The sequence below is a fragment of the Flavobacterium sp. XGLA_31 genome, from assembly GCF_051547105.1.
Taxonomy (GTDB): Bacteria; Bacteroidota; Bacteroidia; order Flavobacteriales; family Flavobacteriaceae; genus Flavobacterium.
In genome coordinates, this window is the sequence record NZ_JBPTTM010000003.1 from 50,307 (window position 1) to 75,136 (window position 24,830).

The following is a 24,830-nucleotide window of genomic DNA, read 5'->3' on the forward strand; positions in this document are numbered from 1 at the left end:
ATCACAAAAAAATACGAACCCAATACACTCTCTATGAATATGGATAGCCACACGGAAGACCAAATCAAAGCCTATATCAACGCGCAACCGGAACCCAAACGGAGTGATATGGAGGCATTACACCGCTTCATTCTGCAGCTGATGCCCGGTTGCACACTCTGGTTTTTGGATGGTAAAAACAGCGAAGGCAAAATAATTTCCAATCCCAACATTGGCTACGGACTGCAAAACCTAAACTATACCGACGGGACAACAAAAGCCTTTTATCAAATCGGGATGAGTGGCAACACCACCGGAATCTCTCTTTACCTTATGGGCCTCAAGGACAAGACCTATCTGGCCCAGACGTATGGCAAAAGTATAGGTAAAGCCAGTGTGAGTGGCTATTGCATCAAGTTTAAATCATTGAAAGACCTGAACAGGAACGTACTCGAAGAAATCATACACTTTGGAGGTGAGCCAAAGTAAAATTTAACTGACACCGTACTCCATTTATTCAAAATGTTTAAATATATTTAGCTTGTTGGAGGGAATCAATCGGAAATAACCCATTTTTGAAAGCATTACGTCCCACAACGTAGTCATCGTTTAGCCAAATCCATCTTATTGTAAAGCCTGTTTATGAAAAAACTCTTCTTTGTCCTGTTCTTTTGTCTTTTTGCTATTCAAACCCAATTTGCACAAACGATTTCCCTGAAAATTACAGATGCCGACACGGGGGAAAGCATTCCCTTTGCCAATATTAAAGTAAACGATACTGCCAATCTCATTTCAAATGCCGAAGGTTATTTTACCCTGTCGGAAAGCAACAATACAGCGTCCACCCAACTGCTGGTTTCCTACATGGGGTACGCGCCGTTGCAAACTACCCTGGCCGCCTTGAAAGACCAACAGTATGTAATCCAACTAAAACCGGGCATTGTGGCACTGGATGACATTACGGTGAGCAATGAAAAACCGAATGTTGACAGCATCATGGCTGCGGTAAAACGGAATCTGAAGCTGCATTACAAAGGCAACGGGCTGGCTTTTAAAGACCAACTCTTTACCCGAAACAGCAGCGGTTTTGTACCGAAAAAAGTGGATATTACCATTGACAAGTCGACCGGTTTCAGCAAAGAGCAACTCAAAACCACCAATGCCGATTTGAAGATTTTTGGAGACAAACTCATCAAACAACCGCCTTTTGGGTTCAAAGACCTGCTTTGCAACTACTACACTACCCTCACCACAAAAAATGACAAGCCGCTGTTTGTTTCCAAACTCGAAGCGGTAAAAGCGGCCTCACTGCGCAACAGTGAACAGGCCGTTTCGTTAGAAGACATGAAAGAAATGGTAGAAAAAACGTTCCTGAAACATTTAGACCCCAACAAGTTTTACCGTCTGAAAAGCGGACTCTTTGGTTCGAGAGATACGATTTCACTGAAAGATGGAATGCACGAGAAAAACAGCAAATCGAAACCGGAAACTACCGTCTCCAAAGCGAGAACCGATATGATGACAACGTTGTACCGTAACAACTTCATGCAAAGTGAGAAGTTTGACTTTTTGAACCAACTCGAATCTTATACCTACACCTACGAAGGCAAGGTGTATAAAAGCGATGAAGACTACGTATACATCATTCGCTTCACCCCCGACAAGAGCAAAGCCAAATACACCGGAAAACTTTACATTTCGGTCACCGATTATGCTATAGTGCGTTGTGATTATACGTTGGCCGAAGGCAAAACGCTAAACAGTTTTAATATGAAGTTCCTGCTAGGCGTCAAAAGTTCCGAAAACGTGAACAAGGGCACCGTCATTTATAAAAAGAATCCAATGGGTACAGGATATTACCTGCAGTACGCGGCTATGGAAACCGGACAATACATCTATGTAAACCGTCCGCTGAAATTCATTGAATTAACCGATGCCGAAAAAGACGTGGTGTCTTTCAATATAAAAGTAGAAGGCAACATGATAAACAAAACCGAATTACTGAACCTGAACAGAGAGGAAACCAGCAATGTCGCGGTAGAGCAATTCAAAGAAAAGGACTTCGACTATACGCCACTAAAACGCTACGACCCTTCGTTCTGGAAAGAGTACAGCGTGATAGAACCTTTGGAAGCCATGAAACAACTGAAAGCTGAAGAATAATAGATTCTTTTCTTTTCAAAATCCGGGACCCAGTTACTTTATTTTTTACTTTCAAACCAAGCTCTCATCTGAGCGGCTTTTTCGGTTTGTCCAATGGCTTTCAGGCACTCTGAATATCGGTAGTAGTATACGGGGTCCAAATCGGTGGTGAGTGCAAAGAGCCGGTCGTACCACCGAACCGCTTTCACCAAATCGCCGGCAAAAAAACGATAGTCCCCTGTGGCTTTGAGCATGTCTACTGTTTCATAGCCTTTCTCCAACACCCTTTCGTACGTCTCGATGATATTGATGGAGGCCTGAGTGAGTTTTCCGTCAGGCCGCACTACTTTTGCGGCAGTCACGGGAGGGACTGTAAGAGGCTCTACTACGGGTTTGGCTTCGGATAGTTCGCTTACGATGGTTGCCGTTTCATTGGTCTTGCATTTTATATACTTCGGGGTGACTACCCGAGTGTTGTTTTGCCCCAAATCGTTGGTGTTCACCAAACTCAAATGAGACACTTCATAAGTAGTTTTGCCTCCTCCGAAAGTCATGTTGATGGTTTCTTCCACATGATAAGAGGATATCGCAAGTCCGTTATCGGGTGCCATTTTTGCTTTTTCTATTTTGTCCGTGCCATTCTGCTGGGCAAAACCGTTAAAAGAAAAAGCTATGGCCGCTGCAAGAAGGGTAGCATTTTTCATATCAACATTGTTAAGATTATTGCCAATAGTAAAAACCACTTCTAAGGTACAAAATATTACACTTTTTTTATTTATTTTTCGGGTAAATTAAAAACGCATTTACACCAACAGACTCCTATAGTATTACAGACAAGGCAATGAGCCGGGAACCACATGACAAGTACAGATACGGACAAAATAACTTTGGAATAAAAACTCATTATGGCTGTGAAAAATAAAAAAGAGCTAAGCACTCAACAACAGGAAAACCTGTTAGATATCCTAAAAATTCGATTTGAGAAAAACCCCAACCGTCATCATGGTCTGGAATGGTCAGCTATCCAAACCAAACTGGAAAGTCAACCCGAAAAACTGTGGTCGTTACATGAAATGGAACACACGGGAGGAGAACCGGATGTCATCGGGAAGGATGAAGAAACGGGAGATTATCTTTTTTGTGATTGTGCCGCCGAGAGTCCGAAAGGCCGCAGAAGTTTGTGTTACGATGCGGAAGCGCTGGCATCAAGAAAAGAATACAAACCTGCCAACAGTACTGTGGCGATGGCCGAAGCCATGGGTATAGCACTGTTGACCGAAGCCCAATACAGGAGATTACAGGAGTTAGGTTCATTTGACACCAAAACGTCGAGTTGGGTAGAAACTCCTTCAGCCATTCGCCAACTGGGCGGAGCTCTTTTTTGTGATTTTCGGTACGGCACCGTTTTTTTGTACCATAACGGAGCGGAATCTTATTATGCTGTGAGGGGATTCAGAGGACTATTGCATGTTTGAGTTCTTCGGTTGTACTTATTTTTATATATTAGCCATAATTGCCTGATGCATTAGCGATTTACATCAGACCCCACTAGTAGCTGCAACCATGAATAAACGTCTACGAGAGCTTGATTTTTTGCGGGGCATAGCCATACTTTTAGTGTTGCTCTGTCACATTAGGATATCCCCTTACACCTCAACCATGGGCTGGATTGGTGTTGATTTATTTTTTGTTCTGAGCGGGTATCTGGTATCGGGGTTGCTTTTTAAAGAGTATCTCAAATTCGGCCACATTCGCCCGAAACTCTTTTTAATTCGCAGAGGGTTTAAAATTTACCCGATTTATTATCTGTTCTATATCCCCTACCTTTTAATCATCCTATTGATTCCTTCCCATACTTTTAGTTGGAAGGGATTTTTGGCTGATATGACTTTTACTCAAAATTACATCACAGGTTGGGGGTATGCCTATTATGCGTCCTGGTCACTGGCTGTGGAAGAGCATTTCTATTTCGGGTTTTCGCTTTTGTTGTGGCTGGCCATTCAAAAGAATTGGTTCCAACTGAAAGACCACAGCAAGCGGAATTCTTTTGTTAGGTTTATCATCACGATATTTTTTGTTTGCTTAGGCCTTCGAATCGTTTTGAATCTATGTTATCCGAATCATCCGACACAGTTATTTACCATGACTCACCTGCGAATTGATTCTCTTTTAATGGGAGTACTCATAGGCTATTATTCCTATTTGCGACCGGAAGTACTGACGCACTTTTTTGAAACCCAAAAGAGATGGCTTTATGCTGTTATTTTTCTGGGATTGTGCTGGACGCCTTTTATCAAAGCTACCGATTCTTTCTTTGCCATGACTTTTGGATTTACGCTGATTTACCTTGCTTTTGGCAGTCTGCTGCTTTCTTTCCTGCAGTTACAAAATATCAACCGAACCCTGGACAGCTTATTTACAAAACCCATAGTGAACGGCATCAGCCGGATTGGCTATTGCTCTTATTCCATTTACATCATCCACACGCTAATGGTCAGTGTAAGTTACAGCATTTTCAAGCGGTTACACCTGGATATTAATGAGCATCAGATTTTGTTTTTCATTCCCACCGTAACGGCCAGTGTAAGCGTCGGTATGCTGATGACTTATAAAATCGAAAAGTACTTTTTACAAATAAGGAATCGTTATTACCCCGCCAACATTTAAAGCCGATCAGGCTTCTACCCTGCTTCGCTCTCCGATTTGCTGACGCCACATCGCATAATACAAGCCTTTGTCGTTCACCAAATCCTGATGTTTGCCCTGCTCGATAATTTTGCCTTGTTCCAGTACAAATATCTTGTCCGCATGCATGATTGTTGACAGGCGGTGTGCAATGAGTACCGTGATTTGATCCTGTTTAGAAGATATACTTTTAATGGTTTGGGTAATTTCTTCTTCCGTAATTGAATCTAAAGCTGAAGTGGCTTCGTCAAAAATCAAGAGTTTCGGATTTCTGAGTAAGGCTCTGGCAATGGAAAGGCGTTGTTTTTCTCCGCCCGATACTTTGATTCCTCCCTCGCCTATGGTGGTATCCAGACCATTTTCGGCACGGGCCAATAAATTTTGGCAGGCCGATTTTTGTAACACATCGTTCACTTCTTCATCCGTGGCAGAAGATTTTACAAACAACAGATTGTCGCGAATCGTGCCCGAAAACAATTGGGCATCCTGCGTTACAAATCCCAGTTGGTGCCGCAATTCGGTCAAGTCAATTTCTTTCGCATTTTTTTCATTGTAAAAAATGTCGCCTTCAGCCGGATTGTAGAGTCCGACCAACATTTTCACCAAAGTGGTTTTTCCACTGCCCGAAGGACCTACAAAAGCTATAGTCTCACCGGCATGAGCCTCAAATGAAATGTCTTTTACAGCATAGGTTTTGGCACTCTGATGCTTGAATGAAATATTCTCAAAACGCAGGTTACTGATGGGTCCCATCGTTTTCGGATTAACCGGAACCGCTTCGCTTTTGGAATTCATCAAAAGGCTGAAATTGTCCATCGAAGCTTTAGTTTCGTTATAGGTGGCAATGACATTCCCCAATTCCTGCAACGGATTGAACAAAAAGAAGGAGAAGAACATCAGGGTAATCAAATCACCAGGCTTGATGATGTCATGGAAAATGAACAGATACAAAGCAAAAACCAAACTGGTACGCATAAAATGAACCGTAGTGCCCTGAATAAAACTTAGAGAACGGATAAAGCGTACTTTTTTCAGTTCTAATCCTAAAATTTTTATGGTGGTGGTGTTCAATCGGTTTACTTCCTGCTCGGTCAATCCCAAACTTTTGACTAATTCGATGTTACGCAGGGATTCTGTAGTGGCTCCTGCCAAAGCAGTCGTTTCGCCCAAGATTTGTCGGGAAACCAATTTAATTTTTTTACCTAAAAAGGAACTTATAAAAGCAATCACCGGAACAGTTGCCAGGAAAATTGGTCCCAACAGCCAGTGAATGTTCACGGCATAAACAATCACAAATGTAATCCCCACCAGGGTTTGAAAAATCATTGAAATAGAAAGTGTAATGAACTTTTCACAATCTATTTTCACTTTCTGTAATTTGCCCAAAGTTTCCCCACTGCGCTGGTCTTCAAAGTCCTGATAAGGCAATTGCAGCGCTTTCTGAATACCGTCAGTATACATTCGGGCTCCGGTTCTTTGAATAATGATATTGGTAAAATAATCCTGAAAATTTTTGGCAATCCGAGATACCATAGCAGCCCCCATAGACAAGGCCAACCATCCCAAAACAGCTTTGACAAACGTTCCGTAATTGTGATGAAAATCAGCTACACCAACTCCGCATTGATTCATGAGCTTCCCAATGATGATGGAATCTGACAAAGAAAAACACTGATTGATTGCGGCTAACAACAAGGCAAAGAACAACAATTGTTTGTGTTCCTTGATATACGTAAATAATATCTTCATGAAATGTATTGCTAAAAAAGTTCTGCAAAACTAAGACTAAAGATGATTAGTTGCTCTTTTTGCAAAACTCCTTAAGAACTATTTAACACTTTAGCGTATTTTACAAAAAAAATCAAAAACCAAAAGTTAACTCTTGTCACAAGAATACTTTTTTCTATCTTTATAAAACCTAGAAATCCCGCTAACCCTAAACAAAGCATGAATTTCAAAAAAGAACGGGTAAAACTGTCCAAATGGTTTTTGACAAGACCGAACACAACCGGAGCAATGGTTTTTCTTTTGCTGTTGCTGGTGGTGGGTTTTGTCATCAAGTTGCGCTATAAAATAGTGGAGGAGAACCGGCATCGGGAAATGTCCAATATTATTAATGTAGTACAACAAAATTTTGAACAGATTCTCAAAAACAGCTATACCACTACGCTAACTTTAGCGATGACCATCAATGATGAAGGGGTTCCTGTAAATTTTGACAAGATTGCGCCCAAACTGGTGGATTCCAACAGTTGTATCGATGCGGTACAATTGGTTCCTAACGGCGTTATAAAATATGTCTATCCTTTAAAAAATAATGAAAGCGCTATAAACTATGATATTCTACATACAGATTATGTAAAAGATGAAGCACTCAAAGCCATAGAAACTAAGTTGATTTATTTTGCCGGACCGCTTAAACTACGTCAAGGAGGTATTGGAGTTGTGGGACGATTACCCGTTTTCAAAGGGAATAAATTTTGGGGGTTTTCTGCTGTGATTATTCGTTTAGAAACCCTTATCAAACTCTCCGGTATCCAATCTATTGACGATACCAAATATTATTTTCAGTTTTCAAAAGTAAATCCCATCACCCATAAAGAAGAATTTTTTCTGAGAGAAAAAAAAGATTTCAGAAAACATTATTATCAGGTTGCCACGGTGCCTGACGGCGATTGGCGGCTTTATTTAATCGCCCGCGACAAGAATGCCCTGTACAAACAAGTGACTACTTCTTCCTCCTTAGGTTTTTTATTAGCGCTGATTTGTGGTCTTTGGGTTGCCTCGATCATGAGGAAACCGGCCACATTACAAAAATTGGTTTATGAACAAGCTAAAAAGATATACGACAGTGAGGCCAAATTCAAAATTTTATTTGAACAAGCTCCGGTAGGTATTGCCAAGGTAGATACTGCCACCGGAAATTTCATAGATGTAAACAGTGAGTTTTGCAGGATTGTAGGGTATACCGAAGAAGAATTAAAACAGTCTAATTTTCAAAAAATTACTCATATTGACGACTTAGAAGAAAATCTAAACTGTCTGAACAAAATCAAAGACGGAACGTTGCACGACTTTGATTTGGAAAAGAGATATGTACACAAAACCGGTCGAACGGTTTGGGTTAACCTTTTAGTTTCTAAATTGTGGAGCGATGGCAAATCACCTGCGAATCACATTGCTATTATAGAAGACATAACCGATAAAAAAAGAGCCGAAGAAGAACTGAAGCAATCCTTTGAATTGGTTTCCGAACAAAACAAAAGACTTTTAAATTTTTCCTATATTGTTTCTCATAATCTTCGCTCCCACACCAGCAATATCCAATCGATTTCGAGTTTTTTAGAAATTGCCGAAACGCAGGAAGAACGAGACGAAATGGTGGGGTTACTCAAAAAAGTTTCACATTCGCTCAACGAAACCATGAGCAATCTGAATGAAGTCGTGAGCATTAGAACAAACATTAACCTGACCATTGAAAAACTCAACTTATGTGATTATATTGAAAATGCACTCACCGTTTTGAGCAAGCAAATAGAAAGCAAGGAGGCAGTTATTCACAATTTAGTTTCAAAATCAGTCTTTGTTGATTACAATAGTGCTTACCTGGAAAGCATACTACTGAATTTTATTTCCAATGCCATTCGATACAGTCATCCCGACCGCAAGCCGGAAATTACGCTTTCGTTTGATGAAACCAAAAAAGCGCTGCAGATTGCCGATAACGGTATTGGTATTGACCTGGAAAAAAATGGTGAGAAGCTCTTTGGCATGTACAAGACTTTCAACAACAATCCCGATTCCAAAGGCATCGGATTATTCATTACCAAAAACCAAATTGATGCCATGGGCGGACGCATAGAAACGCAAAGTAAAGTGAATAAAGGAACCACATTTACCATTTATTTCAAATGAAAAATAAAGTAATTTGCATCATCGATGACGACCCTATTTATCAGATTCTGGTCAATAAAATTATTGCCATGTCGGAAACCGAATACGATGTCATCTCTTTTAAAAACGGGAAAGAAGCCTTGGAACGTTTGTCTGCCAGTATGGAAGATGAATTGCCGGAAATCATTCTGCTCGACATTGAAATGCCGGTTATGGACGGTTGGGACTTCATGAATAATATTGAACAGGCGCTTTCCCATAAATCCAAAAAATCAGCAATTTATATTGTCAGTTCATCCATTGCGCATGAGGACAAAGAAAAAGCCAAAACCTTTCCGGAAATCATGGGCTATTTTTCGAAACCGATGGACACCAATAAAATTCTGGAAATTACCAAAGTCATCAATGGTAAAAAAAACCATAACGATTAAAGAAGTTTTCCAAAACCTTAAGTAACCTGAGTTACATTTTTATTCGTTTAATTCCCTTACTTTTATGCCTTAATTTTTTCAAATGCTTGATTTTTTTGGATACTCAGGAGCCTTACTAATAGGCATCGTATTAGGAATCACCGGTGGAGGAGGCTCTATACTCACCGTCCCTATCTTGGTTTATATTTTGGCTTTCAACCCTTTAATTGCAACAGCTTACTCGTTGTTTATAGTAGGTACGACTTCCGCTTTCGGCACTGTTCAAAATTTCAAAAAAGGGTTGGTCGCTCCTAAAACTGCCATTCAGTTTGCCCTTCCTTCGGTTGTAGGTGTTTATTTGACACGTAAGTTTATCGTACATGCGTTGCCGGATACTCTTTTCTATATCGGTTCTTTACAACTTTCAAAGGATACCTTCCTGATGGTTTTGTTTGCCTTGGTCATGTTCATGGCCTCCTACTCGATGTTGAAACCGCAAAAAGAAGAAAACAACAATGTCTCCAAAAGCCTTGTGTTAGTAACTATACAATTATTTTTTGTTGGTATTTTAATAGGATTGATTGGTGCCGGCGGCGGTTTTTTGATTATTCCGGCCTTGGTGCAATTGGCTAAATTGCCTATGAAAAAAGCTATTGGAACTTCCTTACTGATTATCACCATCAATTCATTGGTGGGCTTTATTGGTGATATGGAAAACATTGCTATTGATTGGCCTTTCCTTTTGATTTTTACAACGCTGTCGGTAATTGGTATTTTTATCGGGCTTAAAATACAACATCGGATTAATGAAAAAATGCTTAAAAAAATCTTCGGGCTTTTCGTTTTGGTGATGTCCGTCGTGATTCTTTACGAAGAGCTTTTTCATAAAGTATTCTAAATTCAAATTATTTATAACGCTCTTATTTTTACTTTTGTCATATGAAAATCGAACAAATATATACCGGATGTATTGCGCAAGCTGCTTATTACTTAGAGAGTAACGGAGAAGCTGCCATCTTTGATCCCCTTCGTGAGGTGCAACCTTATTTGGATAAAGCACAAAAAGACCATGCTACCATAAAATACATTTTTGAGACCCATTTCCATGCCGATTTTGTTTCAGGGCATTTGGATTTGGCACAAAAAAGTGGTGGAAAAATTGTATACGGTCCGACAGCACAACCCGAATTTGAGGCCATAATTGCCACCGACAACCAGGAATTTAAAGTGGGCCATTACACTATTAAAGCCATTCACACACCCGGTCATACTTTAGAAAGCACCTGTTATCTGCTCATTGATGAGAGCGAAAAACCATACGGAATCATTACGGGTGATACTCTTTTTATTGGTGACGTTGGACGCCCCGATTTGGCTCAGGCATTAACTGAAGAGCTGACTCAGGAAAAACTGGCCGGATTTTTATTTGATTCACTACGCAACAAAATCATGCCACTAAGTGATGATCTCATTGTGTATCCAAGCCACGGTGCCGGAAGTGCCTGTGGTAAAAACATGAGCAAAGAAACCACTGATACATTAGGTAATCAAAAGAAAACGAACTACGCCTTGCGCGCTGATATGACCAAGGAAGAATTCACCAAAGAATTACTGGATGGTTTGGGGCTTCCACCTGCTTATTTTCCTCAAAATGTACTGCTAAACATCAAAGGTTATGAGAGTCTGGATTCCGTGATTGAAAAAAGTAACATTGGTCTTTTGCCTACAGCCTTTGAAGCTGCAGCCAATCAAGATGACGTTTTAGTGTTGGATGTCCGTCACGAAAATGATTTTGTAAAAGCTCATATTCCCAACTCCATTTTCATTGGAATTCAGGGCAATTTCGCACCATGGGTAGGTTCATTGCTACGTGATGTCAATCAAAAACTATTGCTGGTGATTCCGGAAGGAAGAGAAGAGGAAACCATTACGCGTTTGTCTCGTGTTGGATTTGACCATGTTTTGGGCTATCTAAAAGGCGGCATAGAAGCCTGGAAGGCAGCAGGTTTTGAAGTGGATTCGATTAATTCTGTAAGCCCTGAAGAATTTGCCCATCAATTAACAGAGAAAAGCGTTGTGGTTGATGCCCGAAAACCGGGAGAATATGAAGCTGAACATGTGGAAAATGCCATCAATCTTCCATTGGATACGATTAATGAAAACTTCCCGAGCATTCCAAAAGGAAACGATTTCTTTTTACATTGTGCAGGAGGTTACCGTTCGGTTATTATGGCTTCCATACTAAAATCGAGAGGAATTCACAATTTTATTAATGTGGAAAAAGGAATGAACGGTATCAAACAAACGGGAGTAAATTGTACTCAATTCGTTTGTCCGTCAACCAAAAAATAAATCTTAAAAAAATAACAATTACGTATTATTCACCATGCAAATTAGATACATTTGCACACAAATTTTTAATAACTGAGAAATGAAAAAAGTACTTCTTTTGTCAACTGTAGCTTTAGCTCTGTTTTCATGCAGCAAAGTCGCTGATGGCGAATATTTAATTACAGGAAAAGTAAAAGGAATGAAAACAGGCTTGGTATTCTTGCAAAAAGAAGACCCAAGCGGTATGGGGCTAGTTAATATCGATACTGTTAAAATTGTTGACGAAAAATTTGAAATCAAAGGAAAGGTAGATGAACCGGCAATCAATCTGATTGAAATTCAAAAAGTACAAGGTAAAGTTCCTTTTATCATGGAAACCGGGGAAATTACTATTGATGTAGACAAAGACAGTATTTTCAAATCTAAAATCGGCGGTACCTACAGCAACGATGAGTTTGCTAAATTCAATGAGGAATCAGCGAAAATCAAAAAAAGACTTCAAAAAAGCGTCATGGATTTCCAAATGAAAAACATGGCTAAAATGACGGAAGCCCGAAAAAACAAAGATACAGTAACCATTAACTCTTTGAGAAAACAATACGAATTGCTTCAAAAAGACATGACTGATTACACTTTCAACTATCCGAAATCGCACCCTAAATCATTTATCAGTGTGTTGATTACTCAGGCCATGTTCAACAATCCTAAATTCCAACCCAAAGATATTGAAGCAACTTTTAATTCTTTAGACGAGTCGTTGAAAAAAACGAAACCGGCTAAGAAAATAAAAGAAAATCTGGAGGCTTTAAAAAAAAAGAGTCCACTGACGCAAAAATTGCAATAGGTTTAAAAGCCCCCGATTTTAAAGCACCAACACCCGAAGGGAAAATGGTTTCTTTAAAAGAGAGTTTGGGCAAAGCAACTTTGATTGACTTTTGGGCTTCTTGGTGTCAGCCTTGTCGCATGGAAAATCCAAATGTTGTAGCTCTTTACAATGAATTTCACAGTAAAGGATTGAACATCATCAGTGTTTCTCTTGATAATGATGCCGTTAAATGGAAAGAAGCTATTGCCAAAGACAAATTGAGTTGGACCCAAATTTCCAATTTAAAAGAAATGGAAGACCCTATTGCTGTTCAATATGGTGTGGAACAGATTCCGACTACCTTTTTATTGGATGCAACAGGTAAAATTGTCGCCATTGATTTGAGAGGAGATGCTTTAAAGGCCAAAATCAACGAACTTTTAGCCACAAAATAAACAATTTCAAGACTACATATTAAAAATCTCCTTCGGGAGATTTTTTTATTCAATTCAAAACCAAACGCTTAAAAAAAGCCTCAATAAAATAAGGCTTTTTTGTTTGTGAACGTCAAAAGTGTTTTTATATTTGCAACCGCGCTTAGCGATGGGGAGATACTCAAGCGGCCAACGAGGGCGGACTGTAAATCCGCTGATTACATCTTCGCAGGTTCGAATCCTGCTCTCCCCACAAAAAAAGCCTCGAGAAATCTCGAGGCTTTTTTCTTTAACTTAATTTGTTTTTATTCTAAAACAAAAGTCACACTTACATTGGCATTGATTACAATTTCACCCACAGCCAAAGTTTCTTTGGTGGCACCGCCATCAGCAGCCATCGCCATCATATTGCCCTTATACATCGGTTGCGGATAATACGTTTGTGAGTTATCGGTGATTAACAACGCCTTCCCTACTTTTTGACCAAGTACAGATACATAATCTGCTGCTTTTTGTTTGGCGTTGAGCATGGCACTTTTACGGGCTTCTTTTTCGTAGTCTTCCATTTTAGACGATTTGAATTCTACTCCCTGTATCATGTTTACCCCGGCCTCATTGAGTCCGTCCATGATATCATCATATTTAGACAAGTCTTTTAAAGTAATTATCAGAGTTTGATTGGCCTGAAAATTGCTTTTCTTTTTTTCATAATCATATCCTTTGTGAAGACTTACCGAGTTGGTTTTGTAATCGGTCGCCGGTATACCGCTCTTTTTTAAAAAACGGATGACTTTGTCCACCACTTCGTCATTCAGCGCTTTCACTTCTTTGGCATCTTTGCCCGAGTTTTGGAACCCAACCGTAATCTCAGCCTGATCGGGAGTAACTTTTACTTTCCCTTCCCCGTTTACAGAGATTTGAGGTACCTGAGGTTTCTGCTCTTGTGCGTATGTCAGCACGACAAAGAATAAAGCTAAGGCTGAGATTACTTTTTTACTCCCAAGGGTAAACTGTTTTTTTTGATGGTCGTTGCTTTTCGTTTTCATAGTGTATTAATTTATGGTTGCTGTTGTTTAGTTGTTTTCAAAAGTTGTGCCAATTATAATTTTCCGGTTTTGGCCATTACAAAAAGAATGATAATCGGAATAGCCAAAAGAATGACCATTGAAGTACTTTCTTGTAACAGTTCAGGAGCCTTTAACAAGGTAATGGCATAGCCGCCGATGGCTCCACCGAAATGTGCCGTGTGGCCGATAGTATCATTTTTAGCCTTCATTCCATAAATAGAGTAGAGCAAATAGCCAATTCCGAACACATAAGCCGGTAACGGAATAATGCCGAAAATCCCGATAGTCATTCCGGGCTCCAACAAAATGGCCGAATAAATAATTCCGGTCACGGCACCCGAAGCACCTACTGCTCTGTAACTGTAGTCGTTTCCGTGAAAATACATGGTCAGTAAACTTCCGAACACAAGACTTCCAGCATAAATCAATACAAATGTCAAATTCCCTAAATTATCCGTAACTACCGGAGCAAATGAATATAATGCAATCATATTAAAAGCCAGATGAAAAACATCGGCATGTAAAAACCCTGAGCTAACCATCCTAATTTGTTCTCCGGCTCGGATGCTGCCCACATGAAACTGGTATTTGCGGAAAAAATATTCGTCGTTAAATCCCTTAATGCTAATCAGAACATTAGCCAAAATGATTCCCAAAAGGAAGATATTTGTCATGGTGTATATTTTTTAGTAAAAATAATAATACTTTCTTTAGGTTTTGTTAATGCGCAATAGTTAACATCACTTTTAACTTTATATTTGCACAAATTATTCGACATGCAATTTATTGTATTCATTCTCCTTTACCCCATCCTATGGCTATTGTCAATGCTGCCATTTCGGGTGCTTTATATGATTTCAAATGCGGTCTACTTTCTCATCTATTACGTAGTGGGTTATCGCAAAAAAATTGTCCGCCATAACATTGCCCTTGCGCTGCCGCATTTATCTGAAAAAGAACGGTTGCAAATTGAGAAAAAATCCTATCAGCATCTTTGTGATATGTTTTTGGAAATGATAAAAACAATGACCATTTCGGAAAAAGAAATCGAAAAACGCTTTGTCTTTACCAATTTAGAATTGTATCAGAACATGGAAAAACAAGGCAAAAGTATTGCGTTGCTATGTGCCCATTATGCTTCTTATGAATGGGTAATTTCGATGAATCGACATATTACTTTTGAAGGTTTCGCCATATACAAACGGGTGGCCAATAAGTACTTTGACAAATTAGTGAGAGATATTCGTTCCCGATTTAAAGCTACGTTGATTACCAACAAACAGACCATCCCAACTATAGAAAAAAATGCCCGCAACCATCATTTAGGAGTATACGGATTTGCCAGTGACCAATCACCCCAACTGAGCAAGACCCATCATTGGGCTACTTTTATGGGAATCGAAACACCGGTACATACCGGTGCTGAAATGCTGGCGAAACGCTTTGATATGAATGTAATTTTTCTGCGCGTCAAAAAAGTAAAACGAGGGCATTATCAAGCTACTTTTGAACATTTGGCTGATAACGTTAAAGAAGTTCCCAATTACCAAATCTCGGATGCATTTTTAAAACGAGTAGAGACACAAATTTTAGAGGCTCCCGAGCACTATTTGTGGACTCACAAACGCTGGAAACACCGCAAAGTTTAACACTAAACTTTAAACCAGCTTTTTACCATTTCTTTTTCCAGATGCTTGGCATTTTTATGTACAAATTCATTGGTTTTGAAGTTGTATTCATAATCATCGGCCCAAGTTTTGTGATTTTGTGCCAAGGCTTTAATACTTTCACAAACCATCTGAATTTCAGCAGAAGTCGTTGTAGGATGAATAGACATTCGAATCCATCCCGGTTTTTTGATTAAATCGCCCGATGTGATTTGACAAACCAAATCATGAGAAGTTTCCTGGTCTACATGCAACAAATAATGACCATAGGTACCGGCACAACTACACCCCCCACGGGTTTGAATCCCAAAACGGTCGTTCAGCAATTTTACACCCAGATTGTAATGTAAATCGTCAATATAAAACGAAATCACTCCTAAACGGTTTTGGTGCTGATTGGCTAAGATGTGCAGATTATCTATGTTATTCAGTTCTGAAAAAACATAATCTACGATTTCATGTTCACGCTCCAGTATGTTTTTCACTCCCATCTGTTCTTTCAACTGTATGGCCAAAGCCGTTTTAATGACCTGAAGAAATCCGGGTGTTCCGCCATCTTCCCGATCTTCAATATTATCAATGTATTTGTGTTCACCCCAAGGATTGGTCCAACTGACAGTCCCTCCTCCCGGGCAATCGGGCACATTGTTTTTGTATAAATTTTTATTAAATATCAAAACACCGGAAGTTCCCGGTCCTCCCAAAAATTTATGAGGTGAAAAGAAAATTGCATCCAAATAACTTTCCTCATCCGGATGCATGTCGATGTCAACATAAGGTCCGGAACAGGCAAAATCCACGAAACAAACGCCGTTGTTTTGGTGCATAATCTTAGCCACTTCGTGATACGGAGTTCTGATTCCGGTTACGTTAGAACAAGAGGTGATTGAAGCAATTTTGAAACTGCGGTCTTTGTATTTTTCTAATAGTTCTTTGAATTCCTTCAGACAAAACAAACCGTCTTCGGTAGCAGGTATCACAACCACATCAGCTATGGTCTCAAGCCAAGACGTTTGGTTGGAGTGGTGTTCCATATGCGATATGAACACTATGGGTTTCAATTCCTTTGGAAAGTTGGTAAACTCTTTCAGGTTCTCCGGAACTCTAAGCCCCAAAATACGCTGAAATTTATTCACCACACCCGTCATACCGGTACCGTCAGTAATTAAAACATCATTCTCATTGGCCTTTACATGCTTTTTGATAATGTGTCTGGCTTCATGGTATGCCATGGTCATCGCGGTGCCCGAAATAGTGGTTTCGGTATGAGTATTAGCTACAAACGGACCAAACTCATTGATCAATTTTTCTTCAATCGGGCGGTACAATCGGCCGCTAGCAGTCCAGTCGGTATACACGATTTTCTTTTTGCCAAATGGCGATTCAAATTCTTGGTCAATACCAATAATTTGTTCTCTGAATTGTTGAAAATACAGCTCTAATGCTGTTTGGGTTTCCGTAGTAGTCATTGTGTTGTCATTTGGGTTCAAAGATACATTATTTTTAATTTTTGCTAAAAAATGGTTTTTACTGCTTCATCCCTGAAACATCTTGCCATTTAAACCTTATCTTTGTATGAAGGTCTTATCGTTAAATTTTTATTATCATGAAAAATTGTGTTGCTCTACTGCTCGTTGCTTTCGGCATAAACACCGGTTTTGCTCAGGAAGACAATCGCCCGAATTATACGGGAGAAAATTTTAGTCTGGAAGGCGCTTTGGCCATGTTCAAAGAATCGTCTTCGTTAAAACAATTTGAACGGAAAATTAATGACAAGAATAACAATGTAAACAACCTAGATCTTAATAATGACGGAGATATTGATTTTATCAATGTCGATGATATTAAAGATGGAGATTCTCATATTATTGTTTTGAGTACTTATCTTAATGAAACCGAAAAACAAGACATTGCCACCATCGCTATCGAAAAAACCGGTGATGCCGAGGCGGTGCTTCAGATAGAAGGCGACAAAGATCTTTATGCTGAAAACACCATTATTGAACCTACTGAAGAAAAAGAAGTCATCAAAGATGCTAAAGGAGGTCCCAACACTCCGGTCGTAGAGGTACAATCTATCATTATCAATGTATGGCTTTGGCCTTGTGTACGCTTTATTTATGCGCCGAATTATGTGATTTGGGTGTCTCCATATCATTGGCATCATCGTCCAATATGGTGGCATCCTTGGCATCCTTTTGCTTACACTGTTTTTTATGTTCGCTGTGCCCCACACCGCATGTGGTACCATCCGGTTCCCCGTGGCAGAGCCTTCGGCATCAGAAACAAGTATACACCAATGCGACATAGTTCTACCCTAGTGGTGCACAATCGAAAAGGAACCCCTATGGTGCGTCAAAACGTAAGAGGAACCACTATCAAAAATGTCCGTCCGCGTAATATTAACGGAGTCCGAAATGCGGTAAAAACACCCACCGTAAGAGGAGGCAATATTAACGGTGCTGTGAGAGGTGCCAAAACAAGAGGTGGCGGGGGAGGCAGACGATAAGTTCCAATGATACAAAAGTAGCCCTGAATTTTCACCTTGTAGTATTTCAACTTCAAAAAACATATAAAAATCCCCATTATTGGGGATTTTTTTTATACTTTAATCACGGATATTTGACGCGTATAACCCCATAAACATATTACTCATGAGTAACGAAACGTACACTTCGACTGGAACCTTAGATTTAAAAAACAACACCATCAGCGTTACAGTGGCACTGCCCGATCCACCGAAACGTTCAGAATTTGAACTTACCTATTACAATTTGAGCACCAAAACGGCTATTACCGGGGACACTCTGAATGTTATTTTGTGTGAATTTACATTTACTAATGACCCGGGCGATGAGCTGGCCACGCCAACAGAAGGCACTTTCAGTATTACTTTAAATTTAAATGCCGTTCCAAAACCACCCGGATTAGCCGGAGTGGCCGATTTTGATTTTTCGGTTAACCAAAATTGTTTATTTTTATTCTTTCACAGCACTGATGCGAATGCTGATGACCGTGAGGCTTTTCTTGAAAATATGGAAACCTTGTATGCCAATGCCATCAAAGGCCCCTATGTCATATGTCCGGCACCGGTACTGAGCGGTAAGACTCCTTTCGGAAAACCAAGGGCATCAGGACCTTCAATCATAGCTTAATTTGACTTAAATGAATCATTCTTTTCGTTTTAAAAACACCCTGCTTGCCGTATTATGTATGGCAAGCTGGTGCTGTTTTTCTCAACAACCCGATTTTAAAACCATTGACCAGCTGATGGTAACCGGTAAAAACTTTGAAGCCATCAAACTGCTGCGAACCATTAATCAAAAAAAACTGAATAAGGCCCAAAATGCCCGAAGGTACTTTCTGTTGGGAAAAGCTTATGGTAACGAAAACCTGAACGACAGTTGCCTTTTTTTCTTTGAAAAAAGTCAAATACTCTATGAGTCGTTACAGGATGTAAAAAACGCCATGGAAACCAAACTGGAAATTGCCTATAGTCTCAGTATAGAGAAATCAACTATAGAGACCAGTAAAAAATACTATGAAGAATATCTCAAATACACCTACGATTCCAAAGACCCGAAACTACTTACCAAAGGTTTGTTTGAAATGGCTAATTCCATTATGTATATTGATTCTGTAGCAGGCCGACAATATTATTTCAAGGCTTTGAAACAAAACAGAAAAGCTCCTGATGAAAAAATGTATGCCAAGATTGCTTCAGGCTTAGCCATGCTTTATAACGAAAAAATAATTCAGCGGGATTCGGCTATTTATTATTACAACCAGGCCATTACCATTTCAAAAAAACACAAATTAATGGATGACCTCTGTTTTAATATGATATACTTGTCTAATGTATATTACTACCTTGGTGATCATAAAAAAGCCATTCAACTGCTCAAAGAAGCCGACACCATTCCCATAATAACCTATGTAAAAAACATGAAAAGTCGCATCCATCTTTTTTTGGCCCTTAATTATGCCAAACAGAAGGATTATAAAAGCGCCTATAACGAATATCGAACCTCCGAAGAATTATTAGACGAAGCCAATTTCATCAGGCAGAGCGAGATTATCAGCGACATGGATATGCGCTACAAAACCAAAGAAAAAGAGCTTGAAAACCTGAACCTGAAAGTAAAAAACCGCAACAATATTTTACTCATCTATCTGGTGGTATCGCTCTTGTTCATTGGGACTATAGTGGGATATCTCCGTATAAAGTTTCTCAGCAAGAAAAAACAAATTGCCGAACAGGAAAAACTCATTGAAACTCAAAAAATCGAAAACCTGCTCAAAGAACAGGAACTCCTTGAGATTGATAAAATGCTGGAAGGTCAGGAAAAAGAACGCATTAAAATTGCCAACGACCTGCACGACAATTTAGGCAGTCTGATGGCCACTCTCAAACTCAATTTTCAAAACCTCAAACGCAACAACGCGAAGCTGGACGAAGCCGATGCCCAACTTTATGACAAAACCGATGCCATGATAGACGAGGCCTACCAAAAAATTCGCGGCCTGGCCCATACCAAAAATGCAGGAGTAATGGCTCACGAAGGCCTGCTACCCGCCATTACCAACATTGCCAAAAAGGCCTCTATCCCGGGAAAACTCCGTATTGAAGTAGTGCCGTTTGGGCTCGATGACCGTTTGGACAGTACTATGGAAGTCAGCATTTTCAGGATGGTGCAGGAAATCTTAACCAATGCCATCAAACATGCGCAGGCAACCGAAATCACTATCCATTTGACCCGTCACCATGACAGCCTCAACATTATTATTGAGGACAACGGAAAAGGATTTCTACCCAATGAAAATAAAAATGAAGGCATGGGATTGCCTAATATTGAAAAGAAAGTTGAACACATGGGCGGCTCCTTTACTATTGACAGCACTAAGGACAAAGGAACCTCTGTAATAATTGATATCCCTTTATGATAACACTGGCTATAGCCGAAGACCATCAGGCACTGATAGATGGCATGAAATTATTTTTGAATACTGAACCCGACATTCAGATTGTGGGCGAAGCCAATGACGGCGAGGCACTCATAGAACTCGTTCGGAAAAAGAGACCCGCCATCGTCATTACCGATATCCGTATGCCTAAGTGCGACGGAATTTGTGCCACAAGAACCATAAAACAGGAGTTTCCCGAAACGAAAGTCATTGCCTTCAGCATGTTTGACCAAGCCGAAGCGGTAGACCAAATGAAACAAGCCGGCGCTTCGGGCTACATCATGAAGAATTCATCACTGCAAAAGGTACTTGAAGCCATACGTATGGTGGACAAGGTGGGCAAATATTTTGACGACTCCATCCATACCTTTGACGATTTGACCCGTGAAGTCGTTATCCTGAGCTCCCGAGAGAAAGACATCCTCCGACTTATTGGCGACGGGCATTCCTCACAGGAAATTGCTGATATACTTTCGATAGGCAAGGCTACGGTAGACACCCACCGCAAAAACATCATCAAAAAGATAAACGTACACGGCAAAACCGACTTAATCCGATTTGCCATCGAACGCAAATACGACTTCTAGTCAGCCGCAGCCGATGCATCGATAAAAAGCATAAAAAAGCACAATCGTCGATACTTACACGCTTTTACATCGATTAAAAAGCCTAAAAAAGTAAGAAAAAGACTAGCCAAAAATCCCCATTGTTGGGGATTTTTTTTTGATTACCATTTCCTACTTTTGACATGTCAGGCTTTCCAATTAAATCCTTTGTCAATGACTCCCCCACGTCATTAAGGAAAACAAAAGCCCACATGCCCCCTTTAAATCTGCCTTAGTATAAAACCCGAAAAGCCGTGAGGCCTAACGACGCTATTGATAAAACGTATGACTATAAATAACACAGTATGAAGATATACCTACCTCCTCACCTCCCTCTTGCTTTTTTGAGACTTTAGTAAGAGGGAAATCGTGAGGTGAATCACAGGCCTACTTTCTGACCGCATCGGGAGGGAGAACAAAACGAGAGCCATTGTAGGAATAAAAAAGGACATTAACTAAAAATACAAACAAAATGAGCTGGAACAACGTAGAAAACAAATGTAAAGAAATGTATCAAATTCAACTGGCTAACGGTGTACGGCAGCCCGACCGCAGATTTGTGATACAAGCCATAGCCGAAGAGTTTCCGCAGTACCCGCGCCTGCGTATCGCCGCCACGGTAGACCGCTGCCTGGCCATGGAAGAACAACCCATAGAAACCCGACGCTTTTTGGGTTTTATGCAATCTTTTTTGCGCTAAACGGAGCTCGCCGAAAATCCGACAAAGAGTAGGCAATCATCATTAATCAAAATTTATCATGCCATTTACAAATTTAGACCACCGCCATTTCAGTGTCGCAGAAAAAACGACGATCAACAACGCCATTGATCAACTTGAAACTGCATTAGCCACTAAACTTGCCAATCTAACTGCTGAGGAACGTCAGCGTTATGGTAGCGTAAACGAACAGAACAAATTGGTTATCAACAAGGTGAAAGACTTTTATGATAACCAGCCCACATTGAGCAGTCCGGATATTAACTGGACCGAATTCAATGACGATTTTGATTCGCGTGCCTATTTGCAAAACACCATTCAACGCATGCAAGCCCTGCTGACCGGAATGGAAAATGCCAAAATACTGCACGATTATGACAACTACACTGCCGCTTTGACCGACTATGATTATTCAAAGTACAAAGCCAGTACCCAAGCCAATGGGTACCAGCCAAAGGTAGAAGAGTTGGGCCAATTTTTTACGGGCAGACCTGCCGGTAGCACGCCTACCCCATAAAGGTACTGCCTCTTCAAAAGCCGTTTCGCTACCACCAAGGAAACGGCTTTTATATATTCCCTCTACCCACTTTTATCAGGTAGCAACAGGATTTTAAGAGGTTACATACTACTTTATCCCCGTTCTCTACCCAATTAAAGGGGTGGCCTAAGTACTAAAAACACGTTGAATACTGGTTTTAAGAGGTTGTCAACGGGATAAAAGGGGTTCATAACCACTTAAAAGAGGTTCGCGACCACTTAAAAGTAGTGAGCAAACCCCTTATAAGGGGTGCAACACGGGAAAAAAGCCCTCCCGAACTCCTTTGAAGGGGTCTACCAACCCCATAAAACCAATACAAGACCCCTTTTAAGTACCTCACCAACCACTTAAAAGCAGTACAACACCCCATTAAAGGGGCTTTTAACTAAATCGATTTACTCCATTGAGACAAAAAGGCGCATCAATAAAAAAGTATAAACAGTAAGAGGAATTTTATATATTAGCAAGAGGAAGCATACTCCTATTGTTGTTTAATAGTTAACGGTCATTTTTAAGAACTTATGCTAATAAAAAATTACGACTACAGATATTTAATAATTGTGAATCTTATTTTCATATTATCACTATATATTGATTTTCTAGTTCCCTCAATTCAGCACAAAAGTGAAAAAATCAAATCTTTCTATAACGCAGTTAATTATACACCTACTTGGAAATCAGGAGGCGGTTCTAGAGAAATTAAATATATTTTAGAATGTGAAAGTGGTAATATTTATTATCTCGGAAAGTTTCTACCAGAATTTGGAAAAATTATAAAGGGAAAAGAAGTTGAAATTGAGCAAAGTTTAATTTTGAGGAAAGTAAAATCAATCAAAATAGACAATAAAGTTTATAATATTTCATTTCTGAGTTTGAATCTTGTGGCATACATATTTATATTTTGCTTTGCATTCAACATTCTAAATATATTTTTTACAAATAAGTTTTTGGACATAATACTACCTTTTGCCACTGTCCCAATTTATTTTTTAGGGTTTGCTTATATTTTTGCTTACTAGTTAAAACTAATGTCACCAGCCGTTACAAGAAACAAGCGTCTTGAAAAACATTAAACCCAAAATAGCCAAACAACCTATGACAACAATAACCCTCAGAAAAGCAACACGGCACGACATCGACTCGTTGCAGCACATCAGCAGGCAAACGTTTGAAGAAACCTTTTCGGAATCGAACACTGAGGAGAATATGAAACGCTATTTGGAGGACAGTTTTGCTGTTGAAAAGCTAACGGCTGAACTTGAGGATGAGAACTCTGCATTTTATTTTGCAGAGTCGGAAGGCGCGGTTATCGGGTATTTAAAAATCAACTTCGGAGCCTCGCAAACCGAATTGAAAGACCATAAAGCACTCGAAATTGAGCGCATCTATGTATTGAAAGCATTTCTGGGAAAAAATGTGGGACAAGTATTGTATGACAAAGCAATCCAGATAGCGCAAGAGCAGCAGGCCGAATATCTTTGGTTAGGCGTTTGGGAAGAAAATCCGAGAGCCATACGCTTTTACGAAAAAAACGGATTTGTTGTCTTTGACAAGCATATTTTCAAATTGGGAGATGACGAACAAACAGACCTCATGATGAAACTCCAATTGCGCAACGGAACATGAAAAGAATAAAAGTTTTTCAATATCTTTGATAACCATCATAATCCCACCCTTATGACAGAAGAAAAAGACCCTTTGAATTTTACGGTAACGGTAAGCATTGAGCCCACTTTTCTTTGGATAAAAGCCATAGGCCCCTATTCGCTCAGCAATATCGAAAAGTTATTTCAGACGGCGGTAGATCAAACGCTGATTCTGCAAAAAAACAAGATACTGATTGATGTGAACGGAGTAACCGGCACCATCCCGTTGATGGAACGGTTTTATTTTGCAGAGTCCATCTCTGTGTATATCACAGAAACTGCCTTGGGCAAAATCAGCAGAGTGGCGGTATTGGGGCAAGAACCTATTATTGACCAAGACCGTTTTGGCGAAACCGTGGCGGTCAACAGAGGGATTAACGCCAAGGTATTTACCAACCGCGTCGAAGCCCTTGCCTGGATTTCGTAATTTTATATCATTTAATAACCCAAAACAAACATTTTATGAAAAACTTAATGCATCTGGCCGTACTGCTGACCATCATGGCGGTCACCCACCACAGCCAGGCACAGGAAATTAAATTCAAAGACACCACCATCCTTGCTGACGGGACGGCTACCTACAGTTTTGAAAAAAAAGGAATGGGCAGTCAGTTGCTGGTGTACAAACTCAATACTCAGGAAACCATTGTATCATTGGAACAACTGCATCAGGGGTTTGACCGAGGGCCGGCGGGCAATTATGTATCGTTTGTATTTCCGGGGCAAAATGTGACCATTACTTCTAAGACGCTCCAGCACAACAACTGGAAATTTCTGGTCAGCCTGCTGATGTCTGAAAAAGTAATCGATGCGAAGGGTAATGTGGATGCGCTCAACCTGAAACGGTTTCAGCAAAAATTTGACGAGAAGATAGCGGCAAAGTAAACACCGTTCATAGTCGGTGTTTTCAAATACCACAAAAAAAAGAGGCGCACTAACGGGCG

Annotated in this window: 25 protein-coding genes and 1 tRNA gene; 21 read left to right on the forward strand and 5 right to left on the reverse strand. The window is 40.0% G+C overall.

Features of this window, described 5'->3' with window-relative positions; all coding sequences use genetic code 11:
• Window positions 1-33 precede the first annotated feature (33 nt).
• Together ACSVH6_RS06780 and ACSVH6_RS06785 are read left to right on the forward strand one after the other, a co-directional pair.
• Complete coding sequence (locus ACSVH6_RS06780) at window positions 34-468, forward strand: DUF1801 domain-containing protein (RefSeq protein WP_438076840.1); 435 nt, start codon at window positions 34-36, stop codon at window positions 466-468.
• A gap of 153 nt (window positions 469-621) precedes the next feature.
• Window positions 622-2,142, forward strand: coding sequence for a carboxypeptidase-like regulatory domain-containing protein (locus ACSVH6_RS06785; RefSeq protein WP_438076842.1), 1,521 nt, complete (start codon window positions 622-624; stop codon window positions 2,140-2,142).
• 38 nt (window positions 2,143-2,180) lie between these two features.
• On the opposite strand, the gene ACSVH6_RS06790 is transcribed toward ACSVH6_RS06785, so the two are convergent.
• Window positions 2,181-2,825 (reverse strand): hypothetical protein, encoded by a 645-nt coding sequence (locus ACSVH6_RS06790; RefSeq protein WP_438076844.1) that lies wholly within the window; start codon window positions 2,823-2,825, stop codon window positions 2,181-2,183.
• A 201-nt stretch (window positions 2,826-3,026) separates the two neighbouring features.
• Between ACSVH6_RS06790 and ACSVH6_RS06795 the strand changes: the two genes are divergently transcribed.
• Window positions 3,027-3,596 (forward strand): DUF4256 domain-containing protein, encoded by a 570-nt coding sequence (locus ACSVH6_RS06795; protein ID WP_438076846.1) that lies wholly within the window; start codon window positions 3,027-3,029, stop codon window positions 3,594-3,596.
• 88 nt (window positions 3,597-3,684) lie between these two features.
• Window positions 3,685-4,788: an acyltransferase family protein gene (locus ACSVH6_RS06800; protein WP_438076848.1), complete on the forward strand. Its 1,104-nt coding sequence runs from the start codon at window positions 3,685-3,687 to the stop codon at window positions 4,786-4,788.
• Window positions 4,789-4,794: 6 nt separating this feature from the next.
• Here the strand turns inward: ACSVH6_RS06800 and ACSVH6_RS06805 are convergent, their stop codons facing one another.
• Window positions 4,795-6,555 carry an ABC transporter ATP-binding protein gene (locus tag ACSVH6_RS06805; protein WP_438076850.1) on the reverse strand — a complete coding sequence of 587 codons (1,761 nt, stop codon included), beginning with the start codon at window positions 6,553-6,555 and terminating at the stop codon, window positions 4,795-4,797.
• Between the two features lie 198 nt (window positions 6,556-6,753).
• Here ACSVH6_RS06805 and ACSVH6_RS06810 point away from each other — a divergent pair, with 198 nt between their 5' ends.
• The 7 genes from ACSVH6_RS06810 (at window position 6,754) to ACSVH6_RS06840 (ending at window position 12,933) form a co-directional block, all read left to right on the forward strand.
• The gene (locus tag ACSVH6_RS06810; protein WP_438076852.1) at window positions 6,754-8,721 is read left to right on the forward strand and encodes a PAS domain S-box protein; all 1,968 of its coding nucleotides are present in this window, start codon (window positions 6,754-6,756) and stop codon (window positions 8,719-8,721) included.
• Window positions 8,718-9,131 (forward strand): response regulator, encoded by a 414-nt coding sequence (locus ACSVH6_RS06815; protein ID WP_438076854.1) that lies wholly within the window; start codon window positions 8,718-8,720, stop codon window positions 9,129-9,131. Before ACSVH6_RS06810 ends, ACSVH6_RS06815 begins: the two co-directional genes overlap by 4 nt.
• A gap of 82 nt (window positions 9,132-9,213) precedes the next feature.
• A complete protein-coding gene (locus ACSVH6_RS06820; protein WP_438076856.1) occupies window positions 9,214-10,008 on the forward strand; it encodes a sulfite exporter TauE/SafE family protein in 795 nt (264 codons plus the stop codon).
• 41 nt (window positions 10,009-10,049) lie between these two features.
• On the forward strand, window positions 10,050-11,462 hold the full coding sequence (locus ACSVH6_RS06825; RefSeq protein ID WP_438076858.1) for an MBL fold metallo-hydrolase: 1,413 nt from the start codon (window positions 10,050-10,052) through the stop codon (window positions 11,460-11,462).
• 79 nt (window positions 11,463-11,541) lie between these two features.
• On the forward strand, window positions 11,542-12,285 hold the full coding sequence (locus ACSVH6_RS06830) for a DUF4369 domain-containing protein (RefSeq protein ID WP_438076860.1): 744 nt from the start codon (window positions 11,542-11,544) through the stop codon (window positions 12,283-12,285).
• The gene (locus ACSVH6_RS06835) at window positions 12,282-12,701 is read left to right on the forward strand and encodes a peroxiredoxin family protein (protein ID WP_438077554.1); all 420 of its coding nucleotides are present in this window, start codon (window positions 12,282-12,284) and stop codon (window positions 12,699-12,701) included. Before ACSVH6_RS06830 ends, ACSVH6_RS06835 begins: the two co-directional genes overlap by 4 nt.
• Before the next feature lie 150 nt (window positions 12,702-12,851).
• A tRNA-Tyr gene (locus ACSVH6_RS06840) sits at window positions 12,852-12,933 on the forward strand.
• 52 nt (window positions 12,934-12,985) lie between these two features.
• Here the strand turns inward: ACSVH6_RS06840 and ACSVH6_RS06845 are convergent.
• Both ACSVH6_RS06845 and ACSVH6_RS06850 read right to left on the reverse strand, forming a co-directional pair.
• Window positions 12,986-13,726 (reverse strand): SIMPL domain-containing protein, encoded by a 741-nt coding sequence (locus tag ACSVH6_RS06845; protein WP_438076862.1) that lies wholly within the window; start codon window positions 13,724-13,726, stop codon window positions 12,986-12,988.
• Between the two features lie 53 nt (window positions 13,727-13,779).
• Window positions 13,780-14,421, reverse strand: coding sequence for a rhomboid family intramembrane serine protease (locus tag ACSVH6_RS06850; RefSeq protein ID WP_438076863.1), 642 nt, complete (start codon window positions 14,419-14,421; stop codon window positions 13,780-13,782).
• Between the two features lie 102 nt (window positions 14,422-14,523).
• On the opposite strand from ACSVH6_RS06850, the gene ACSVH6_RS06855 reads away from it, so the two are divergent.
• Window positions 14,524-15,396, forward strand: a complete 873-nt coding sequence (locus tag ACSVH6_RS06855) for a lysophospholipid acyltransferase family protein (protein ID WP_438076865.1) — start codon at window positions 14,524-14,526, stop codon at window positions 15,394-15,396.
• Between the two features lie 2 nt (window positions 15,397-15,398).
• Here the strand turns inward: ACSVH6_RS06855 and ACSVH6_RS06860 are convergent, their stop codons facing one another.
• Window positions 15,399-16,883, reverse strand: a complete 1,485-nt coding sequence (locus tag ACSVH6_RS06860) for an aminotransferase class V-fold PLP-dependent enzyme (protein WP_438076867.1) — start codon at window positions 16,881-16,883, stop codon at window positions 15,399-15,401.
• 137 nt (window positions 16,884-17,020) lie between these two features.
• Here ACSVH6_RS06860 and ACSVH6_RS06865 point away from each other — a divergent pair, with 137 nt between their 5' ends.
• From ACSVH6_RS06865 to ACSVH6_RS06905, 9 genes are all read left to right on the forward strand, one after another.
• The gene (locus ACSVH6_RS06865) at window positions 17,021-17,923 is read left to right on the forward strand and encodes a hypothetical protein (RefSeq protein ID WP_438076869.1); all 903 of its coding nucleotides are present in this window, start codon (window positions 17,021-17,023) and stop codon (window positions 17,921-17,923) included.
• A 145-nt stretch (window positions 17,924-18,068) separates the two neighbouring features.
• Window positions 18,069-18,569: a hypothetical protein gene (locus ACSVH6_RS06870; RefSeq protein WP_438076871.1), complete on the forward strand. Its 501-nt coding sequence runs from the start codon at window positions 18,069-18,071 to the stop codon at window positions 18,567-18,569.
• Between the two features lie 10 nt (window positions 18,570-18,579).
• Window positions 18,580-20,358 (forward strand): ATP-binding protein, encoded by a 1,779-nt coding sequence (locus ACSVH6_RS06875; protein ID WP_438076873.1) that lies wholly within the window; start codon window positions 18,580-18,582, stop codon window positions 20,356-20,358.
• The gene (locus ACSVH6_RS06880; protein WP_438076875.1) at window positions 20,355-20,966 is read left to right on the forward strand and encodes a response regulator; all 612 of its coding nucleotides are present in this window, start codon (window positions 20,355-20,357) and stop codon (window positions 20,964-20,966) included. Before ACSVH6_RS06875 ends, ACSVH6_RS06880 begins: the two co-directional genes overlap by 4 nt.
• 490 nt (window positions 20,967-21,456) lie before the next feature.
• Entirely contained in the window at window positions 21,457-21,684 is a 228-nt protein-coding gene (locus ACSVH6_RS06885) for a hypothetical protein (RefSeq protein WP_438076877.1), read from the forward strand.
• Between the two features lie 58 nt (window positions 21,685-21,742).
• Window positions 21,743-22,219 carry a hypothetical protein gene (locus tag ACSVH6_RS06890; protein ID WP_438076879.1) on the forward strand — a complete coding sequence of 159 codons (477 nt, stop codon included), beginning with the start codon at window positions 21,743-21,745 and terminating at the stop codon, window positions 22,217-22,219.
• Window positions 22,220-23,335: 1,116 nt separating this feature from the next.
• Window positions 23,336-23,866 (forward strand): N-acetyltransferase family protein, encoded by a 531-nt coding sequence (locus ACSVH6_RS06895; RefSeq protein WP_438076881.1) that lies wholly within the window; start codon window positions 23,336-23,338, stop codon window positions 23,864-23,866.
• Between the two features lie 51 nt (window positions 23,867-23,917).
• Window positions 23,918-24,313 carry an STAS/SEC14 domain-containing protein gene (locus ACSVH6_RS06900; protein ID WP_438076883.1) on the forward strand — a complete coding sequence of 132 codons (396 nt, stop codon included), beginning with the start codon at window positions 23,918-23,920 and terminating at the stop codon, window positions 24,311-24,313.
• Between the two features lie 35 nt (window positions 24,314-24,348).
• The gene (locus ACSVH6_RS06905) at window positions 24,349-24,771 is read left to right on the forward strand and encodes a hypothetical protein (RefSeq protein ID WP_438076885.1); all 423 of its coding nucleotides are present in this window, start codon (window positions 24,349-24,351) and stop codon (window positions 24,769-24,771) included.
• Window positions 24,772-24,830: the final 59 nt, after the last annotated feature.

Coding starts and splice junctions, on each gene's coding strand:
- ACSVH6_RS06780 (WP_438076840.1), top strand. CDS start 34: ATGAATATGGATAGCCACACGGAAGACCAAATCAAAGCCTATATCAAC.
- ACSVH6_RS06785 (WP_438076842.1), top strand. CDS start 622: ATGAAAAAACTCTTCTTTGTCCTGTTCTTTTGTCTTTTTGCTATTCAA.
- ACSVH6_RS06790 (WP_438076844.1), bottom strand. CDS start 2,825: ATGAAAAATGCTACCCTTCTTGCAGCGGCCATAGCTTTTTCTTTTAAC.
- ACSVH6_RS06795 (WP_438076846.1), top strand. CDS start 3,027: ATGGCTGTGAAAAATAAAAAAGAGCTAAGCACTCAACAACAGGAAAAC.
- ACSVH6_RS06800 (WP_438076848.1), top strand. CDS start 3,685: ATGAATAAACGTCTACGAGAGCTTGATTTTTTGCGGGGCATAGCCATA.
- ACSVH6_RS06805 (WP_438076850.1), bottom strand. CDS start 6,555: ATGAAGATATTATTTACGTATATCAAGGAACACAAACAATTGTTGTTC.
- ACSVH6_RS06810 (WP_438076852.1), top strand. CDS start 6,754: ATGAATTTCAAAAAAGAACGGGTAAAACTGTCCAAATGGTTTTTGACA.
- ACSVH6_RS06815 (WP_438076854.1), top strand. CDS start 8,718: ATGAAAAATAAAGTAATTTGCATCATCGATGACGACCCTATTTATCAG.
- ACSVH6_RS06820 (WP_438076856.1), top strand. CDS start 9,214: ATGCTTGATTTTTTTGGATACTCAGGAGCCTTACTAATAGGCATCGTA.
- ACSVH6_RS06825 (WP_438076858.1), top strand. CDS start 10,050: ATGAAAATCGAACAAATATATACCGGATGTATTGCGCAAGCTGCTTAT.
- ACSVH6_RS06830 (WP_438076860.1), top strand. CDS start 11,542: ATGAAAAAAGTACTTCTTTTGTCAACTGTAGCTTTAGCTCTGTTTTCA.
- ACSVH6_RS06845 (WP_438076862.1), bottom strand. CDS start 13,726: ATGAAAACGAAAAGCAACGACCATCAAAAAAAACAGTTTACCCTTGGG.
- ACSVH6_RS06850 (WP_438076863.1), bottom strand. CDS start 14,421: ATGACAAATATCTTCCTTTTGGGAATCATTTTGGCTAATGTTCTGATT.
- ACSVH6_RS06855 (WP_438076865.1), top strand. CDS start 14,524: ATGCAATTTATTGTATTCATTCTCCTTTACCCCATCCTATGGCTATTG.
- ACSVH6_RS06860 (WP_438076867.1), bottom strand. CDS start 16,883: ATGACTACTACGGAAACCCAAACAGCATTAGAGCTGTATTTTCAACAA.
- ACSVH6_RS06865 (WP_438076869.1), top strand. CDS start 17,021: ATGAAAAATTGTGTTGCTCTACTGCTCGTTGCTTTCGGCATAAACACC.
- ACSVH6_RS06870 (WP_438076871.1), top strand. CDS start 18,069: ATGAGTAACGAAACGTACACTTCGACTGGAACCTTAGATTTAAAAAAC.
- ACSVH6_RS06875 (WP_438076873.1), top strand. CDS start 18,580: ATGAATCATTCTTTTCGTTTTAAAAACACCCTGCTTGCCGTATTATGT.
- ACSVH6_RS06880 (WP_438076875.1), top strand. CDS start 20,355: ATGATAACACTGGCTATAGCCGAAGACCATCAGGCACTGATAGATGGC.
- ACSVH6_RS06885 (WP_438076877.1), top strand. CDS start 21,457: ATGAGCTGGAACAACGTAGAAAACAAATGTAAAGAAATGTATCAAATT.
- ACSVH6_RS06890 (WP_438076879.1), top strand. CDS start 21,743: ATGCCATTTACAAATTTAGACCACCGCCATTTCAGTGTCGCAGAAAAA.
- ACSVH6_RS06895 (WP_438076881.1), top strand. CDS start 23,336: ATGACAACAATAACCCTCAGAAAAGCAACACGGCACGACATCGACTCG.
- ACSVH6_RS06900 (WP_438076883.1), top strand. CDS start 23,918: ATGACAGAAGAAAAAGACCCTTTGAATTTTACGGTAACGGTAAGCATT.
- ACSVH6_RS06905 (WP_438076885.1), top strand. CDS start 24,349: ATGAAAAACTTAATGCATCTGGCCGTACTGCTGACCATCATGGCGGTC.